This window comes from Neorhizobium sp. T25_13, from assembly GCF_002968675.1.
GTDB lineage: Bacteria > Pseudomonadota > Alphaproteobacteria > Rhizobiales > Rhizobiaceae > Neorhizobium > Neorhizobium tomejilense.
Map to the genome: position 1 here is coordinate 47,266 of NZ_PVBI01000002.1, position 16,734 is coordinate 63,999.

General features: G+C 63.5%; 22 protein-coding genes. 9 read left to right on the forward strand and 13 right to left on the reverse strand.

The window, feature by feature from the left end; translation table 11 throughout:
* Positions 1 to 144 precede the first annotated feature (144 nt).
* From C5J22_RS03630 to C5J22_RS03640, 3 genes are read right to left on the reverse strand one after another with little or no spacing between them, the layout of a single operon-like run.
* Entirely contained in the window at positions 145 to 996 is an 852-nt protein-coding gene (locus tag C5J22_RS03630; RefSeq protein ID WP_105437240.1) for an MOSC domain-containing protein, read from the reverse strand.
* A 10-nt stretch (positions 997 to 1,006) separates the two neighbouring features.
* Complete coding sequence (locus C5J22_RS03635; RefSeq protein WP_105437241.1) at positions 1,007 to 1,657, reverse strand: HD domain-containing protein; 651 nt, start codon at positions 1,655 to 1,657, stop codon at positions 1,007 to 1,009.
* A complete protein-coding gene (locus tag C5J22_RS03640; RefSeq protein WP_105437242.1) occupies positions 1,654 to 4,455 on the reverse strand; it encodes a DUF2339 domain-containing protein in 2,802 nt (933 codons plus the stop codon). Before C5J22_RS03640 ends, C5J22_RS03635 begins: the two co-directional genes overlap by 4 nt.
* Positions 4,456 to 4,818: 363 nt before the next feature.
* On the opposite strand from C5J22_RS03640, the gene C5J22_RS03645 reads away from it, so the two are divergent.
* The 5 genes from C5J22_RS03645 to C5J22_RS03665 all read left to right on the forward strand — a co-directional run bounded on the left by C5J22_RS03645 (position 4,819) and on the right by C5J22_RS03665 (position 8,868).
* Positions 4,819 to 5,859 (forward strand): ABC transporter substrate-binding protein, encoded by a 1,041-nt coding sequence (locus tag C5J22_RS03645; RefSeq protein ID WP_105437243.1) that lies wholly within the window; start codon positions 4,819 to 4,821, stop codon positions 5,857 to 5,859.
* Between the two features lie 237 nt (positions 5,860 to 6,096).
* Complete coding sequence (locus C5J22_RS03650) at positions 6,097 to 6,885, forward strand: ABC transporter ATP-binding protein (protein ID WP_172745881.1); 789 nt, start codon at positions 6,097 to 6,099, stop codon at positions 6,883 to 6,885.
* On the forward strand, positions 6,882 to 7,703 hold the full coding sequence (locus C5J22_RS03655; protein ID WP_105437244.1) for an ABC transporter permease: 822 nt from the start codon (positions 6,882 to 6,884) through the stop codon (positions 7,701 to 7,703). The genes C5J22_RS03650 and C5J22_RS03655 overlap by 4 nt, the downstream gene beginning before the upstream one ends.
* An 86-nt stretch (positions 7,704 to 7,789) precedes the next feature.
* Positions 7,790 to 8,179, forward strand: coding sequence for an MbcA/ParS/Xre antitoxin family protein (locus tag C5J22_RS03660; protein WP_105437245.1), 390 nt, complete (start codon positions 7,790 to 7,792; stop codon positions 8,177 to 8,179).
* A complete protein-coding gene (locus tag C5J22_RS03665) occupies positions 8,176 to 8,868 on the forward strand; it encodes an RES family NAD+ phosphorylase (RefSeq protein ID WP_105437246.1) in 693 nt (230 codons plus the stop codon). Before C5J22_RS03660 ends, C5J22_RS03665 begins: the two co-directional genes overlap by 4 nt.
* A gap of 86 nt (positions 8,869 to 8,954) precedes the next feature.
* On the opposite strand, the gene C5J22_RS03670 is transcribed toward C5J22_RS03665, so the two are convergent.
* The 10 genes from C5J22_RS03670 to C5J22_RS03715 form a co-directional block, all read right to left on the reverse strand.
* A complete protein-coding gene (locus tag C5J22_RS03670) occupies positions 8,955 to 9,878 on the reverse strand; it encodes a mechanosensitive ion channel family protein (RefSeq protein ID WP_105437247.1) in 924 nt (307 codons plus the stop codon).
* Positions 9,879 to 9,998: 120 nt separating this feature from the next.
* Positions 9,999 to 10,523 carry a tyrosine phosphatase family protein gene (locus C5J22_RS03675; protein WP_105437248.1) on the reverse strand — a complete coding sequence of 175 codons (525 nt, stop codon included), beginning with the start codon at positions 10,521 to 10,523 and terminating at the stop codon, positions 9,999 to 10,001.
* Positions 10,520 to 11,098, reverse strand: a complete 579-nt coding sequence (locus C5J22_RS03680; RefSeq protein ID WP_105437249.1) for a YfbR-like 5'-deoxynucleotidase — start codon at positions 11,096 to 11,098, stop codon at positions 10,520 to 10,522. The genes C5J22_RS03675 and C5J22_RS03680 overlap by 4 nt, the downstream gene beginning before the upstream one ends.
* A 35-nt stretch (positions 11,099 to 11,133) precedes the next feature.
* Positions 11,134 to 11,976, reverse strand: coding sequence for a folate-binding protein YgfZ (locus C5J22_RS03685; RefSeq protein ID WP_105437250.1), 843 nt, complete (start codon positions 11,974 to 11,976; stop codon positions 11,134 to 11,136).
* A gap of 224 nt (positions 11,977 to 12,200) precedes the next feature.
* The gene (locus tag C5J22_RS03690) at positions 12,201 to 12,899 is read right to left on the reverse strand and encodes a hypothetical protein (protein WP_371412559.1); all 699 of its coding nucleotides are present in this window, start codon (positions 12,897 to 12,899) and stop codon (positions 12,201 to 12,203) included.
* Between the two features lie 75 nt (positions 12,900 to 12,974).
* Entirely contained in the window at positions 12,975 to 13,232 is a 258-nt protein-coding gene (locus C5J22_RS03695; protein WP_007752665.1) for a hypothetical protein, read from the reverse strand.
* A gap of 101 nt (positions 13,233 to 13,333) precedes the next feature.
* A complete protein-coding gene (locus C5J22_RS03700; protein WP_105437633.1) occupies positions 13,334 to 13,762 on the reverse strand; it encodes a TIGR02301 family protein in 429 nt (142 codons plus the stop codon).
* Positions 13,763 to 13,808: 46 nt separating this feature from the next.
* On the reverse strand, positions 13,809 to 14,225 hold the full coding sequence (locus C5J22_RS03705) for an NUDIX domain-containing protein (protein ID WP_105437252.1): 417 nt from the start codon (positions 14,223 to 14,225) through the stop codon (positions 13,809 to 13,811).
* Positions 14,226 to 14,261: 36 nt separating this feature from the next.
* Entirely contained in the window at positions 14,262 to 14,570 is a 309-nt protein-coding gene (locus tag C5J22_RS03710; RefSeq protein ID WP_105437253.1) for a HigA family addiction module antitoxin, read from the reverse strand.
* 22 nt (positions 14,571 to 14,592) lie between these two features.
* The gene (locus C5J22_RS03715; protein WP_105437254.1) at positions 14,593 to 14,871 is read right to left on the reverse strand and encodes a type II toxin-antitoxin system RelE/ParE family toxin; all 279 of its coding nucleotides are present in this window, start codon (positions 14,869 to 14,871) and stop codon (positions 14,593 to 14,595) included.
* 149 nt (positions 14,872 to 15,020) lie between these two features.
* On the opposite strand from C5J22_RS03715, the gene C5J22_RS03720 reads away from it, so the two are divergent.
* Genes C5J22_RS03720 through C5J22_RS03735 form a run of 4 tightly spaced genes read left to right on the forward strand, consistent with a single transcriptional unit; the run spans position 15,021 to position 16,733 of the window.
* Positions 15,021 to 15,281: a type II toxin-antitoxin system ParD family antitoxin gene (locus C5J22_RS03720; protein WP_105403012.1), complete on the forward strand. Its 261-nt coding sequence runs from the start codon at positions 15,021 to 15,023 to the stop codon at positions 15,279 to 15,281.
* Positions 15,282 to 15,294: 13 nt separating this feature from the next.
* Positions 15,295 to 15,576: a type II toxin-antitoxin system RelE/ParE family toxin gene (locus C5J22_RS03725; protein WP_080955222.1), complete on the forward strand. Its 282-nt coding sequence runs from the start codon at positions 15,295 to 15,297 to the stop codon at positions 15,574 to 15,576.
* Between the two features lie 7 nt (positions 15,577 to 15,583).
* Positions 15,584 to 15,910 carry a YnfA family protein gene (locus C5J22_RS03730; protein WP_105437255.1) on the forward strand — a complete coding sequence of 109 codons (327 nt, stop codon included), beginning with the start codon at positions 15,584 to 15,586 and terminating at the stop codon, positions 15,908 to 15,910.
* 55 nt (positions 15,911 to 15,965) lie between these two features.
* A complete protein-coding gene (locus C5J22_RS03735) occupies positions 15,966 to 16,733 on the forward strand; it encodes an SOS response-associated peptidase (protein ID WP_105437256.1) in 768 nt (255 codons plus the stop codon).
* The last annotated feature ends 1 nt before the right edge of the window (position 16,734 follow it).

Sequence of the window (16,734 nt, forward strand, 5' to 3'; positions counted from 1 at the left end):
TTTTAACGGGGCGAGGGGGAGCCGCCACGGTGCGGCATAACTCCTTCTCCCCGTCAAAACGGGGAGAAGGTGCCGACAGGCGGATGAGGGGCGGCACCTCGACAATCCAGAGCCTCCGCCGCGAACGAATGTCCGTCAGTCGTCTCAGTCCCGCCGCTTGATCGCCCAGGCCTCTGCCCGCTCGGCAACCACCGTCGCGATATCGCCGACCTTGATATGGCCGGTGCCGCGCGGCACGGCGTTCCAGCCGAACAGCGGGCCGGGCACGCGCCGGTCGGCGGACATGCGGATGCGGCCCATAGCGGGGATCGGGTCCGGCACGTCGCGCGAACCGGTCTGCTGGTCCTGGGTGGTCATGATGCAGCGGGCGCAGGGCTTGACGAAATCGAAGCGGATGCCGGCGATCTCGATGCCGGTCCAGCCGTCCTCCGCCCAAGGTTCGTCGTGGTCGAGCACGATGTTCGGCCGGAACCGTTCCATGCCGACCGAGCCTTCGCCTCTCGCCGCCATGTCCGCATTGAGCGCGGCAAGCGACCCGGTCGTGGTCACCAGCACCTGGTAGCCGTCGGCAAACGTCACCGGCGAATTGTCGCCCGCCCATTCCGGGCTTGCGACGCGCCTTGCCTCATCATCGAAGAACACCAGCCGGATATCGCGCCCGAGCCATTCCGACAGCGTCGCATTGGCCGCATCGTCGGCAAGCGCCGCGTTGACGCTGGATTTCCACACCACGGTTTCCATGCGCCGCTCAGCCGGCGGTCGGGCGATGCTGATCTCGCCCTGACCTTCCATCGCGAAGCGCACGGCATCGGTTCCCGGATAGACCTGAAGCCGGGCGAGAGACTGCAGTTCCCGCTGGGTGATGAACATGCCTGTCGGATCGACGACCATCATCTCCCGGTCGCTGGGAATGCCCGCGGCCGTGATCTCCGCGTGGTCAAGCGCAATGCCGCGGCCGCTTTTCAGGGGATAGAAGTTGAGTTCGCTGATCCGCATGGTTTCTCCTTCAGATCTCGTCGATGAAGAGGTCGAGCACCTGGCGCAGGCGCTCATGCCGTTCGGTGGCAAGCGCGCGGCCCGTCGCCGTCTGAAAGCCGTCAGCGAGCTTGAACAGTTTCACCTCGAAATGGTCGATCGCAAAAGCCTTGTCGTCGAGCGGTCGATGTTTGGCGAGCGGATCGGCCGGGTCGTAGAGGCCGGACCCCATCCGCCCGGCGATATAGAAACAGCGCGCCGCCCCCACCATGCCGATCGCATCGAGCCGGTCCGCATCCTGTAGCATCTTCGCCTCCAGCGTCTCGGGCGTTATGTTCGCCGAAAAGCTGTGGGCCGTCACCGCATGTGCTACGGCCGCGATATTCGGCTTGTCCCAGCCGAAATCGGCAAGGATGGTTGCGGCCTTTTCCGCCGCCAGCCGCGAGGCCTGCGCCCGCAGCGGCGAGTTCTTCTCCACCGAAACGCAATCGTGCAGCAGCACGGCAGCGGCGAGCACCCGCCCGTCGCCGCCTTCCTTGGCATGGATGCGCATCGCGTTACGGAAGACGCGCAGGATATGGGCGATGTCGTGCGAGCCGTCGTCGCCTTCGGTCGCGTGCGGGATCAGGGTCTCGGCAAGCGCCTCGAAGGGTGAAAAGGCGGCGATAAGCGAAACGGTCACGAAGCGGGTTCCTGGGAATCGATAGCTGCGGGTTCACCGCTCTTGTTCACCAGGATGCGCTGGTAGAAAAGCCCGATCCCGATCAGCACCGCACCGAGCCCGATGAAGGACAGCGCCCGGAGGATCCCTTCGAGGTTCGACATGTCGACCAGGAATACTTTTACCACCGCGACCAGCACGAGAGCGGCGGAGGCAAGCCGCAGGCTCTTGGCGTCGAGCTTTGAGCCGATCGCCAGCAGCGCCACGCCGATCAGCAGCCAGACCACGGAATAGGTATAGGTCTCGGCCGCAATGAAGCCCTTCCAGTCGGCGATGTTTTCACCCTGCCAGAAGCGCCGCACGGAAAGTGTCGCCCAGAGGAAACCGAGCACCGCCCCGGCGAGCGCCAGCATGATCACGTAGGGCATCGGCCGCCGTCCGCGTGCGTAATAGGCAACGAGCGCATAGGCGAGGCCGGGCAGAAGATAACCGAGCAGCAGCAGGTTTAGGAAAGGCCAGGCGCCGGTGTTTTCGCCGCTGAAATAGGGGTTGAGCGCAAACACGTGCAGCGACAGAACGTTGATCGTCGCAAGCACGCCGGCGATCATCGAACCCCAGCGGAACACCGGGCTCGGCGACTTGAGGTCGAGTGTCATCAATATGCCCGAGAAGCCGACCGTCAGCAGCGTGTAGATCGACTGTTCGCCAAGCGTCGGCACCCGGTCGTCGAGCACGCCGCCGTTCATCGCGTGGCGGACCAGAACGGCAACCGTCATGAGAGCGGCAAGCGATGCAAGCGCCTGCATCAGGTTGCGGATGCGGAAATCGGAAGAACCCCTCAGGAGATAGGCCGTCACGATCGCCAGCAGCGTCGGAATGCCGTAGCCCGGCAGAAGCGCGTTGAAGAACGGCGTGGTGCCGAGACTGTTCTGGCCGATCAGCGTCGGCTCCCAGGCGATCCGGCCGAACACGATCAGGATCGCCGCCGCCATCATCCAGGGAAGCGCCGGCCATGGCCGCGCCCGCATGCCCAGCACATAGGCAAAGCCCAGCACGGACAGGAGAATGGTGGTGACGATGCCGTTGGTCAGCGCGTGCAGCGCGAACGTGAAGCCGGCAAACGAGCCGGCGATGAAGAAATTGGCCGCCCAGTCGATGCGTCCATCGCTCGTCTCGTCACGCTCGCGGAACAGCCATTCGGCGCCGGCCAGCAGCACGAGGCCGAGGCCGACCCCGTAAAGCCCATGCGTCCAGTCGCGTCCGAGATTGCCGAAATTGAGGAAGCTGATTGTCGCCAGCGCCACCGGCACGCCGGACATCAGCACGCTCCAGACTATCGAAAATTCCGGCTCCGTCCTGCGGAAGCGCTTCAGGAACGCAAAGCCGAGCAGCGTGAACACTGCCCCGAGCAGCAGGCTGATGGCGATTTCCGTCGCATAGGTCACGACCGGCAGCGGTTCGTTGCCGACCGGTTGCGGCACATAGGTATCGAGCAGCATCAGCGCCACGACGGCAAGGACCAGCACCGACCCGCAGGCGGCGATCATCGCCGGCCAAACCGTGTAGGCGCGGCTGGCGCCGAGTGCGGCGAGGGCCGCGATCACGGCAGCGGAGGCGAAGTACGGATCGATGCCGGTGACCGAGTCCGCCACCAGCATGGCGAGCGCCGGCAGCACCGACATGATCGCAACCGAGAGCGTGATGGCCAGCGGCTGGCGCCCGAGCAGCCCGCTCCAGCCGCTTTTTGCCACACGGTCGGTGCCATAGGCTGCGCCAGGCCAGAAGAAGCCGGTGCCGGCGATCATCACGATCAGCGTCAGCGTCGACGGCATCGGGTCGAACTCGGCGGCGCCGAACGTGTAGGCGATCGCCCAGAGCCCGATGCCGATATTGGCGAGCATCGGCACGATCGTCCAGCGGCGGAAGCGCGAGGCGGCATTGACGGCCACCCAGGTGAGGCAGAGGAAGGCGAACAGCGCATTGGGGTTCGGTTGTTCGCTGGCGACCAGGGCCGGCGTCAGCAGCGAAGCGAGCAGGCCGAGTCCGGCCAGCGCCTGCCCGTGCAGCAGCGACAGTCCAAGGGTTGCGAAGGATACGAGCGCGAGGAGGACGAAGGCCGGCGTTGCGCCGATGAATCCGTAGACGCCGTAGGCCGCATAGATCGCGCCCAGCAGCGTCACTGCACCCGCCGCCGTCAGCGCGCCGGGGATCATCGCATTGCTGAACCGGTCGGATACCTGCGGCATCGCCCGGCGCCGCACGATCTCGCCGCCGGCCATCAGGACGAGGCCGAACAGGCAGGCGAGCACGAGGCGTGCGCCGGGTCCGAGCAGGCCGGCCTCGATCGAGGCTCGCACCAGGAAGATGCCGCCGAAGGCAAGCGCCACGCCGCCGACCCAGACCGGCCAGCGGGCACCGAGATAGCTTTCGAGGTTTTCTTTGGTCTTCGGTTTGGCCGGCGTCGGTGCCCTCGCTACAGCCGGTGCAGGAGCCTCTTCTATTGCCGGAGCCTCCTCGGCCGTCGTGCTCGCCGCGATCGTCTCCTCCGGCAGGGCCGCGGGCGCAGCCGGAACAGCCTCGGGCACCGGCTCTGCCTGAGCAGGCGGTTCCTCGACGACCGTCTCGGTGGTGACAGCCGCCGCTGCGGCTGGAACGGCCGCAGGCGTCGCCATGGGCGTGGCAGCGGAGACCGGTTGCCGAGCCAGGAGATCGGCCTTGACCGCCTCGAGCTCCTTTTCAAGCAACGTCACCCGGGCCGATGTCTTGCGGTGGAGACCTGTCATCAGGATCACCAGCAGCAGAAGGAGGATTTCGATCATCGGCACGCTCGCGAGTGAAGAGTTCGGTCGTGCGTTTATACAATTGCCGGACGAGGGAAGGGAAGAGCCGTTCCACAGCCAATTTCCAATCGGAAGCCTTGGAAACTATTGTCGTTTCGGAGTTCCGTTTGCTGCATCCGGTAGCCGGCAGGTCCTTTGCAACGTGGTCCGGACGGTCCCAGGTGGCGCGGCGGCTCCTGCTGAAAAGATAGGCGGCGTCATGTGCACCAAAGTTGCATATGCATATTGAGTATGCGATATGAAAATATGATTGTTTTATGTGCAGTTTCGACTTGCGCGGCCCCTGAATAAGCGCTTGGATGCAGGCCATCCGCACAAAAAACTCCAGGGGGACGACCTTTCATGATCTCGCGCAGACTGCTCTCAAAACTTTCGGCCGTCGCGGCACTGGCGCTTGCTGCCGGCTTTTCCATGCCGGCCGGCCAGGCTGTGGCGCAAACCGCGGTCAAGTTCACGCTCGACTGGAAATTCGAAGGCCCGGCCGCCGGCTTCCTGCTCGCCCAGGACAAGGGTTACTTCAAGGCCGAAGGCCTCGACGTCACCATCGACACCGGCAACGGCTCGGTCGAGGCGATCCCGCGCGTCGCCACCGGCGCCTACCAGATGGGTTTCGGTGACATCAACTCGCTGATCAAGTTCCTCGACGAGGATTCATCCCAGAAGATCAAGGCCGCGATGATGGTCTACGAGCGCCCGACCTTTGCGGTCGTCGGCCGCAAGTCGCTCGGCATCACCACCGATCCGAAGTCGCTGGAAGGCAAGAAGCTCGGCGCGCCTCCTCCGGATGGTGCCTTCGCGCAGTGGAAGGCCTTCAAGCAGGTCGCCAAGATCGACGATTCGAAGATCACGCTGGAATCGATCGGCTTCCCGGTCCGCGAGCCGATGCTCGCCCAGGGCAAGGTCGACGCGGTCTTCGGTTTCGCGTTCTCGGTCATCCTCAACCTGAAGGCCCAGGGCATCAAGGATGACGACATCGCCACCATCCTGATGGCCGAGCACGGCCTCAACCTCTATGGCAACGCGGTGCTGATCAACACCGATTTCGCGGCCAAGAACCCGGCCGCCGTCAAGGGCTTCCTGAAGGCGCTTGCCAAGGGCTTTGCCGATGCCGTCGCCAAGCCGGAAGAGGGCGTTACCGCCGTTCTCAAGCGCAACGAGACGCTCAACAAGGATATCGAGCTCGAGCGCCTCAAGATGGCGAATGCGATGAATATCAAGACGCCTTACGTGGTCGCCAACGGCTTCGGGGGCATCGACCCGACCCGCCTTGCCGCCTCGATCGACACGCTGAAGGTCTCCATGGGCCTCAAGGGCAACGTCAAGGCTGAGCAGGTTTTCGACGCCAGCTTCCTGCCTGCCAAGGCGGAGCGTATGCTGCCGTAGTTTGTGACGTTGCGGGCGGACTTGGACCCCCTCACCAACAAAATCTAAGACTTAGCTTCGCTAAGATCTTGATTTTGTAACCTCTCCCGCCAAGGGAGAGGTAAACCCGCAGCGATGCGGCATCTCTATCTCTCCCCTTGCGGGAGAGAAAGCGATTTCAACATCTTAGCGTAGCTAAGTGTTAGAAATCGCAAGTGAGGGGACATTCATGACGGCAGCGGGAAAGAAAGAAACCCAATGACGCACCTCGTTACCATCGACAATGTCGACATGCGCTATGGCGGCGCGGCCGGCACGCTTGCCGTCTCCGGCCTCACCATGAAGGTCGGCAAGGGGGAGTTCGCGGCCGTCGTCGGCCCGTCCGGCTGCGGCAAGTCGACATTGATGAAACTGGTCACCGGCCTCCACATCCCGCAGAGCGGCGTGGTGATCGTGGCGGACAAACAGGTGACCAAGCCGGTCTCGATCGTCGGCATGGCCTTCCAGAACCCGACCATGCTGCCCTGGCGCACCACGCTCGACAACATCCTGCTGCCGCTCGAAATTGTCGAGAGACATCGCCACCGCCTGCGCGCCAACAAGAAGGAATATGTCGAGAAGGCCGAGCACCTGCTCGAAACCGTCGGCCTGAAAGGGTTCGGCTCGAAATTTCCCTGGCAGCTTTCCGGCGGCATGCAGCAGCGTGCCAATCTCTGCCGCGCACTCATCCACGAACCCGAACTGCTGATGCTCGACGAACCCTTCGGCGCGCTCGACGCCTTTACCCGCGAGGAACTGTGGTGCGTCATCCGCGACCTGCACGCGGCCCAAGGCGTCACCATCGTCCTCGTCACCCATGACCTGCGCGAGGCGACCTTCCTCGCCGACCGCATCTTCGTGATGAGCGCCCGTCCCGGCAAGGTGCTGAAGGAACATACCGTGCCCTTCGCGCGGCCCCGCGATCTGGAAGTCATGTACGAAAAGGCCTTCAACGACATGGTGCATGAACTGCATGGCGAAATCGCCAGCGCGAGGGTGGTCGCATGAGTGTCGTGACCGGAAATACCGCCGCCTCCGCCACGCCGGCGAAGCCGCTTGCCCAGCGCATAAACTGGGTGAAGCTCGCCCCCTGGCTCTACACGATCGGGCTCTTCGTCCTTTGGGAACTGCTGGTCATCGTGCTGCAGACGCCGCCGACCATCCTTCCGGCGCCCTCCCGCGTCTTTCAGGCGATCGTCCAATACTGGTCGCCGATCTGGAAGAACTCGCTGCAGACACTTTATACGACCACCGTCGGCTTCGCGATCGCCGTCGTCGCTGGCCTTGCGATCGGCCTCTTCATCGGCTGGTCGAAGGCGATCTATGCCGGGCTTTACCCTTTGATGATCGGCTTCAACGCCATCCCAAAGGTGGCGCTCGTGCCGATCCTGGTCATCTGGTTCGGCATCGGCGCCGTACCGGCCATATTAACCGCCTTCCTGATCTCCTTCTTCCCGATCGTCGTCAACGTCGCGACCGGCCTTGCCACGATCGAGCCGGAGACCGAGGACGTGCTGCGCGCGCTCGGCGCAAAGAAGCTCGACATCATGCTGAAGGTCGGCATTCCGCGCTCGATGCCCTATTTCTTCGGCTCGCTGAAGGTGGCGATCACGCTCGCCTTCGTCGGCTCCGTCGTGTCGGAAACCGTCGCTTCCAATTACGGCCTCGGCAACATGATGAGTTCGGCCCAGAGCCAGTTCAACGTGCCGCTGGTCTTCGCCGGCCTCTTGATGCTCGCCGTCGAAGGCATCGCCATGTATGCGCTGATGGCCTGGATCGAGAGGCGCATGACCGGCTGGGCCCACCGCTCGACCATGTCGCAGTAAGGATCTCCCGAGCTATAGAGGCCATTTGACCTTTACATTGAGTGCAAATGAACTACATTTGCTCTCGACTCAAAGGAGCCTTGCCCATGGAAGTCGCCGCCAGAAAAGAAAAAGCAGAGCAGCTGGCGGCCGTCGCGCTGAAGGCATTCAGCAACGTCGTCGCCGAATGGGGCGTGCCGGTGAACGAGGCGGCGGCCCTGGCGGATATGTCCGAAAGCACCTGGAAACGTGCTCGAAAACCGGGCTATTCGGGCGGCTTGACCAAGGACCAGATGTTGCGCCTCAGCGCCGTCATCGGCATCTATAAGGCCCTAAAACTCTATTTCAGCGACCCGATCGCTTCCAGGTGGATGACGTTGCCGAACGAGGGGCCGCTGTTCCGCGGCACCCGCCCGATCGATACGCTGATCGAGGAGGGGTTGCCCCAATTCCTTGCCGTCCGAAACTACCTCGACGCCCTGCGGGGCGGCGCGTGATCGTCACGCCGGTCAGCGACCGGGGCCTCGTGCGGCTGATCCCGGCGACCTACCATAAGCCGCCGAGCCTGCGCGGTCTGGTGGATAGCGACGAGGAACTGGCGATTCTTGCCGAGATCGAGGGCATGACCAGCGCGCGGCTGACAGCCGAGCGGGGATTGAACCTCTATCTCGACCGCCGCGAGCTCGCCTGGAAACGCCGCAAGCACGACCTGCAGGTCTACGGCAACACCCATATCAACGCGGCCTTCACCTACACGCGAAAAGGCGGGAACCGCTTCAACGATGAAAACCGCGGCGCCTGGTACTGCAGCTGGGACACGATGACATCGATTGCCGAGGTCGCCTTCCACAAGACACGGGAACTGCGCTTCGTCGGCCTTTTCGAGGAGACCGCGCGTTATGTGGAACTGCTGGCGGATTTTATCGGCGAGTATCCGGACATCACCGACGAACGCGGCCACCCGGCGCTCGATCCGGATCCGGCGATCGGTTACCCCCAGGGGCAGGCGCTTGCCGAAAGGTTGAGGCGCGACGGCCATGACGGACTGATCTATCCGTCGGTGCGGCACGATCAAGGCCGCTGCCTCGTCGCCTTCGAGCCGACTGCCATCCGCAACGTACGCCCGGGAGCGTCCTGGGACATCGTCTGGTCGGGCAGCGAGGAATACGACCTCAAGGCCGTGTGACGGCGATCGCCGATTCGATTCTCGTAAAAATTTGGGCATCGGGGCCGGCTTCCTCGTAAAAAGCCGGCCCCGATGCATCCTTTCCTTCAGGTCCGCTGCGTGACCGGTTCGTCCGCACCGTGAGGAGCCGGAGGTCCGCTCTCGCCGGTGACGTCGCGGGTTTCTTCCTGAGGGTCTGGAATCTGTTCCGGCGATTTGTCGCCAGGGAATTTATCGCCGGGGAATTTGTCAAAGGCGAGCTTGACCTCCCTGGTCAGGTCGCGGCCGGTTTCCCACCAGTCGCTGCTCTTCGTCCAGTAGCGCAGCGTCAGTTTGGCGCTGCCGGCATCGAATTCGGCCACGTAGACGGTCGGTGCCGGATCCTTCAGCACCCGCTTGTCGCCGCTGGCGATCGCCATCAGTTTCGCCTGGGTCCGGCCGATATCGCGGTCGGTGCCGATACTGACCGAAATCTCGTTGCGGCGCGTCTTCAGCCGGCTGTAGTTGGTGATCGGCACGTTCCACAATGTCGAGTTGGGCGCCAGCCGATAGACGCCGTCGGCGGTCCGAAGCTCGGTCGCAAACAGCCCGACATCGACGATTGTGCCGGTGACGCTGCCGGTCTCGATGCTCTCGCCGACCCGGAACGGCCGCAGGACCAGGAGCATGATGCCCGCCGCGATGTTCTGCAGCGTGCCCTGCAACGCGAGGCCGACCGCAAGGCCGATCGCGCCGAGGGCGGCAAGCACCGATGCCGTCTGCACACCGAACTGGCCGAGCACCATGACGACGACGAGAACCAGCATCGCATAACGGATGATGTTGGAGAAGAATTGCGACAGCGTCGCGTCAATGCCGTGGATGCGCGACAGGCCGCGATGGGCCCAGCGGCTGATCAGGCCGGCTGCCATCCAGCCGAGAATGAGGAGAACGATCGCGCCGACGGCGGAGAAGGAATATTGCACCGCCAGCGCGCTCAACTGAGCGAGCGCCGCCCTGGTCGCCACAACGAATTCCGACGCCTGGTCCATCCGGCGGTCTGCTCCTGATTTTAGTTTCGCCGTTAATTGGGGCAGCAGGCCGCGACGTCAAGATAAAAGTGGAGCTTTTTCACCCCGAGCTAAACAATTAGGAAAATTCAACTTTCTGGTTCAAGGCGAGATTTTTAGCGGCAGGATGAAGGAGGCCCGGCCATCGGTCTCGGCGCCGCGGCCTATCCCCTTGATGGCAGCAATCAGCCGGCCGTTGCGGGCGAGCAGCCGGTCACCGATCTCGATCAGCCGCGTATTCGGGGTCGCATGCGGCGCGACGCTGCGAAGCCTCGCAGCCAGCGCGAAATCGTCCTCCTCCGGGTGTAGCGAGAGAACGGCGATCACCGCTGCGGCAGGTGAGCGGGAGACGCCCATCCAGCAATGGATGACGATCGGCGCTGCCTGGTCCCAGTCGCGCACGAAGCCGATCAGGCTTTCCACATGCGCCTCGCTCGGCGCGATCAGGCCGCCGGTGCCGGCAAAACCGATGTCGTTCATCGCCAGCTTCAGGTGGCGCTCGGCGGAAATCACGCCCGGCCGGTGAAAGTCCTGGCTCTCGGCGATCAGGCTCACCATTTCGCGCGCCTTGTGGCGGACGGCTGTCTCGGCGATGGAGCTCAGCGGGCAGACGACGATCGCGGTCATGGCGCCTTGCCTGCGCGCTCGGCCTCGATCTGATGGAACCGGTCGAGGAAAAGCTGCTGCGCCGTCAGCGCCGGCATCGGCTGGATCGGCAGCATGTCTCGGGTGATGCCGCGCGGCTGGCCGAAGAATTTCCGCGCCTCGGCGACCGAGAAGCCGGCAAGTTCGGTGGCCTCGAAAAAGGCAGCGATCGTGTCGGCCTTTTTGATCAGCGCCTTCAGCTCGCGGGTCGGATGCGGCGGCAGGCCGAAACGCAGGTGGATCGCCGCCTCCAGCCGCTGTTCGACCGCCTTGTAGCCGCCACCGACCACCGATTTGAACGGCGAGATCATGTCGCCGATCACATATTCCGGCGCATCGTGCAGCATCGTCATCTGCAGCGCATCGGCCGTGCAGGCCTCGTTGCAGCGGCGAAAGATCTCCTCGACGACAAGGCAGTGCTGGGCGACGGAAAAGGCGTGGTCGCCGCGCGTCTGGCCGTTCCAGCGGGCGACGCGGGCAAGCCCGTGGGCGATATCGGAGATTTCGATGTCGAGCGGCGAGGGATCGAGCAGGTCGAGCCGGCGTCCCGACAGCATCCGTTGCCAGGCACGTGGTGCCGTCACCACTGGGCTCACGTCTCGGCCTCTTCAGCCTCGACGGGGAAGGAGAGCCCGCTCCAGGCCGGAAGCGCCAGGCTGACGGTCACGTCGCCGGCGGATAGCGGCACGCCGCGTGCCAGGGCGTCGCCGACGCGGTCGATGCGCACGATCGCCAGCCCCTTGTTTCCGGCGACCGATCCGAGCGTGCCGACCGGCTTGCCGCCGGCTATGATCTCGGTGCCGGAAGCGGGCAGGGCCGCTTCGCCCGAAACGATCGCGACCCGTCGCCGCGCCGTGCCGCGATGCTGCATGCGGGACACGACCTCCTGGCCGACATAGCAGCCCTTGCGGAAGGAAAGTCCGCTCGTCTGGTCGAGCAGCACGTCGTGCGGAAAGGCGTCCTGCAACGCATAGTCGTGCCCGGAGAGAGAGATGCCGGCTTCGATACGCAGCGCGTGATAGGCTGCTTCCGGCCCGTCATCCAGCTTGCCGGGAGCGCGGGCGAGGGGGATTCCGGCCTTGGCAAAGGCAGCATCCTTCACCGAGCCCTTGCCCGAATCATCACCCCAGAACACGGTGATTCCGTCTTCCGGACCGGCCGTGATATCCACGGCTGCGCGCAGCTTGTACATCGTCAGCCGCCGCATCAGCGCCTCGCGCTGGGTCGTCTCGGTTTCGATGAGGAAACCGTCTCCCTCCCGCCAGACCAGGAAATCGAACAGGATCTTGCCCTGGGGCGTCAGGAGCGCACCCGGCCGGGCTTCACCTTCCGGCAGCGAATCGATGTCGGTGGTGATTAGCCCCTGCAGGAAATCCTGCGCATCCTTGCCGGTGAGGCGGATCAGGCTTCGCGAGGGAAGAAAGGCGGCGGGCATGGCACGGGAATCCGGTTGTTCTGAACCTGAGAGTTAAGTCTTCGCAGGGGCGGCGGCAAGGCATGCCGGGCGGCAAATGCAGTGGCGGCGGAATATGCCGTGACACCCCCTCTGGTCTGCCGGGCATCTCCCCCCTCAAAGAGAGGAGATCGGCTGGGCGCGCCAACCTGCACCCATCAACACAGTCGCCATGAGGCCGGTGAAAAAAAACTATCGGAAAGCGCTCAGTCGCCGCCGGAGAAGAACTTCCATTTGCCGTCCGGGCTGATGCCGGCGCGGAAAAAGTTGTAGTTGCCGTTCTCTTCCATGCCGGCGAGGTCGCCGGCCGTCACGATGCGCAAAAGGTCGACCCGTTCGGGCGGCGTCAGCGTCGAAAGCTGCTTTCCTGCGAAATAGGGCCAGACATAGGCCTCGTCCGGCGTGCCGACGTCGAAATGCGCAGCACCGGTGGACAGGATGTCGAGCAGGATGGCGAGGATCTCCTGGCCTTCCGCGTCGCCCGAAAAGCTCTTCAGCGTTTCGATCGGGTCCTCGAACTCGCCGTTCATCACCTGCGTCTGGGTGGCACCTGTTCCCATCAGGGCACGCAGGCGGGCGATGTCGCCGGAGGCTGCGGCCTCGACGAGCTGTTCGCGCATGTGCTTGACCGGCGCCGGCAACTTGGTCATGTCGCGGATGATCTCCGCCGGCTTGCTGTCGGCCGGCGCGGGCTTGGCGGCGTTGGGATCCGCCGGGGGGGCGGTCGTCTTGGCGTCGCCGGCCTGTGCCGACCGATTGATCGCAGGACCCGGCTGCGGCAGGGTCGTACCTTCGAAGGCCTGGAGGATGGCGCGGCTCTGTCCCTGCTCGGGTTGGCTGGGCTCGTCGCCCGGGCGCAGCTCGGACAACGCAAGAGCGTGGCCGCCGACCGCCGCGGCAAGCATCGTTGCCGCCGAAAGGCGGATGATCAGTTGGGCTATCGTCGTTTCCGCCGCGTTTCGCACGGGAAACCTCTATCGTTATTGAACAGTGCGCTCGGGGGAGAATTCGCCGGCGAGCATGCGGCTCTTGAGCGAATCGAGCATGGCTTCGGCGCCCATTTCTCCATGAATGCGGATGGTTTCCCGCATGGCAAGTACCAGAGCTGCGTCGGCGATGATTTCCGGCTCGATACCGTCGGCACGGCCGTCTGCCCATGCCTCACTCTGATATTCCAAGGCAGCCTGCATCTTCTCATGCACAATCATGTCGTCGATGTCGTTGCGGCCTGTCTGCATTCTGTCGTCCTCGGTGCCCGTTTAATTACTAGCCCGTTAAAAACTTTATCAGCCTTTTATCAAAACGACACGGCCTCCTGCCAAAAGAGGTAAATAATCCTCTAATTTCCGAAGCGCGCGGCGATTTCTGTCGCAAGTGTTGCGCCTTCGATACGATAACGCTCCTCGGCGGTCCTTGCCGCATCCGTACAGGACGTGTGCACGGCGGCAAACGACCGGTACCCCCGATTGAAGGCCGCCGTCAACCGCTCGCGGCGCTTCGGTTCGGTGCCGGTATCGGCATCCAGTAGCTGCTGCATCGAGGCCCGCCATTCGGATGTCGGGACGCCGCACAGCGTGCGAAGATACTGGATCGAGCCGAGCACTTCCGCAAGCCGCGTCAACTGCACGTCATAGGGCGCCGGCTTTTCCTCGGCCGGCGGAGGCGGGGGCGGTGCCGCCGGCTGCTGTTTCGTCGGCTGGGCGGCAAGCGGCGTCGCCGCCAGGATTGCCAGTAGCGTCAGGCAGCCAAGTCGCGGAATGAGCGTCATGAACGGGTCCCGATGCGGCGCGATTGCGCCGGTTTTGCGAGCATTCTTAGCGGGCATTGATCTCCGCCGCCAGCCTCTCGGCGCATTCGAGCACGCTCGCCGGCACAGCCAGGCCGCGGATCTCCTCGACCGTATACCAGCCGGCATCGGCCGCATCGTCGGCGGCGATCGCCTGGGCGTCGGGATCGGCCTCCACACGGAACACCGACAGAAAGAAATGCCGCCTGTCCTCTTTCTCGCTCTTCAAGTCGTAGGTCGCGAAGAGGACGGGATTGCGCACCGGAATGCCGGTCTCCTCGAGAAATTCCCGCACCGCCGTCTGGTCCGGCGTCTCGCCGGGCTCCGCCCGCCCGCCCGGAAACGCGAACAGATCCATCGACGGCGGGTTCACCCGCCGAATCAGCAGAAACCGGCCATCTCGTTCGAGAATGGCGGAGGACGCGGCTTGGGGAGAGGAGGGCATGTTACGGTCTTTATGGTTCACTGGGCCGAGAATGCTTCACGCCGCGCTCAAAGTGGGAATCTTGCTGACATCCACCTCGCGTTCCGCGTGCCAGGCGTCATGGGCGGCCTGCATGCGCAGCCAGATAACGGCACCATCGCCGAACATCTTCCCGAGCCGGGCTGCGACATTCGGCGAGACGGGCTTGCGCTCGCGCAGGATATCGTAGAGTTGCTGGCGGGAGATGCCGAGCAGTCCGGCGATCTCGACCTTTGTCTTGCCGGTTGCCGGGATGATCTCCTCGAGCAACGCGCCGGGATGTGACGGGCAACGCTGGATCGGCCTTCTTACTTCATATTCCGCCATCGACATCATCCAAACCGCCGCCTCAATGATATTGCTCGAAATCGACACGGGCGGCGTCCTTACCGTCGAATTCGAATGTGATGCACCACGGTCCATTGACATGAACGGTATAACGGGTCGGATTGAAGCCATGCAGGGCATGAAAATCAAACCCTGGCAGGTTCATATCCTCCGGGCGCTCCGCCGCTTCGACACGGTCCAACCGCACAAGGATGCGCTTGTGCATCTTTGCATCGATTTTCCCCGTCTTTCCGGTTTCGAACAAGGCCGCCAGAACCTTATTCCTGAAGGATTTGATCATGGGATATGTAAGTACATTGCTTACGCGTCGTCAAGATATGTAAGCAGATAATTTACATCGGCCCTGATGAGGCCGACCTACCGCATCCGTCCAGCCGGTATTGTAAAAGTATTGCATTTTATCGTATGTTTCATGCAAAGGAGCTTGCCATGGCACGTGCGAAAACATTCTCGCTGGGCGACGCCTATGATGGCATCCTGTCCGATCTGGTCAAGAACGGCCGCTTTGGCACCGAGACCGAAGCCGTTCGGGCAGGCATACGTATGCTTGCGGACTACGAGATGCGCATCCAGTCGCTCCGCCATGCGATTAATGCGGCGGATGCCGAAATCGAGGCGGGCCTCGGTGAGGAATATGCCTCGGGTGCAGACCTGCTTGCCGACGTCATGAGCGAAGGCGACGGTCATTAGCCCCAAGCGCCTCATCGTAGCACCTCTTGCGCGCGAAGACCTGCGTGCCATCCGTCACTTTATCGCAGAAAGCAGTCCCTTCTATGCCCGGGAATTCCTGGCGGACATCACCGCCAAGATCGCCTGGATTGCCGAGGTGGATTTCACCGGTTCGCCGCGTGACCATATTTCGCCCGGCCTGCGCGGCTTTCCCTATCGGCAACGCTGCATCTACTATCGCTCCTATCTCGACCGGATCGTGGTTCTCCGGGTCATGCACGGTGCGCAGGATGTGAAGCCGCAGGATTTCGGGTAGGCAATCGATGAAAACCTACACCCTCTACTTCCTCGCCGCCCTTGCCGAGATCGCCGGTTGTTTCGCCTTCTGGGCTTGGCTCAGGCTGGAAAAGCCGGTCTGGTGGCTGGTGCCGGGCATGGTATCGCTGGTCGTTTTCGCCTGGCTGCTGGCGCTGGTGCCGAGCGAGGCGGCGGGGCGCACCTATGCGGCCTATGGCGCCATCTATATCCTCGCCTCGATCCTCTGGCTCTGGGCCATCGAGGCCCGGGTGCCGGACCGCTGGGATATTCTCGGCGTCACGGTGTGCCTGGTCGGCGGGGCGATCATCCTATTCGGCCCCAGGAGCGCATGACGTCAGCGCCTGATCGGCGCTTGACCCTTTGAAAGCCCGATGCCACATAGTTTGCATGTGCGGACGCTACGCCCTGACGGCGACCCCCAAGGATATTTCGGAATTCTTTAGCCTGGCGGATCTCGACGATTTCCCGGCACGCTACAATATCGCGCCGACCCAGCCGATCCTCGTCGTCATGTCCTCGGAAAAACGTGAGCCGGGCAGCAACCTGCCGGAGCGCCGTGCCTTCCTTGCCCGCTGGGGTCTGATCCCCGGCTGGGTAAAGGACATGAAGGAGTTTCCGCTGCTGATCAACGCCCGCTCCGAGACGGCGATCGGCAAGGCGTCCTTCCGCGCGGCCATGCGCCATCGCCGTATCCTGATCCCGGCCACCGGTTTCTACGAATGGCGCCGGCCGCCGAAGGAAAGCGGCGTCAAGCCGCAGGCCTATTGGATCCGCCCCAAGCGCGGCGGCGTCGTCGCCTTTGCCGGCCTGATGGAGACCTGGTCTTCGGCCGACGGTTCCGAGGTGGATACCGCCGCGATCATGACGACGGCGGCGAGCGGCGGCATCCGCCACATCCACGACCGCATGCCGGTCGTCATCGCGCCCGAGGATTTTTCCCGCTGGCTCGACTGCAAGACGCAGGAGCCGCGCGAGGTGGCCGACCTGATGCGGCCCGTCCAGGAAGATTTCTTCGAGGCGCTGCCGGTCTCCGATCTCGTCAACAAGGTCGCGAACATGGGTCCGGATCTGCAGAACCCGGTCGCTGTCGCCCAACCGGAAGAGGAGCCGCCGAAAAAGCCGAAACCCGACTCCACCCAGATGTCGCTTTTCTGAT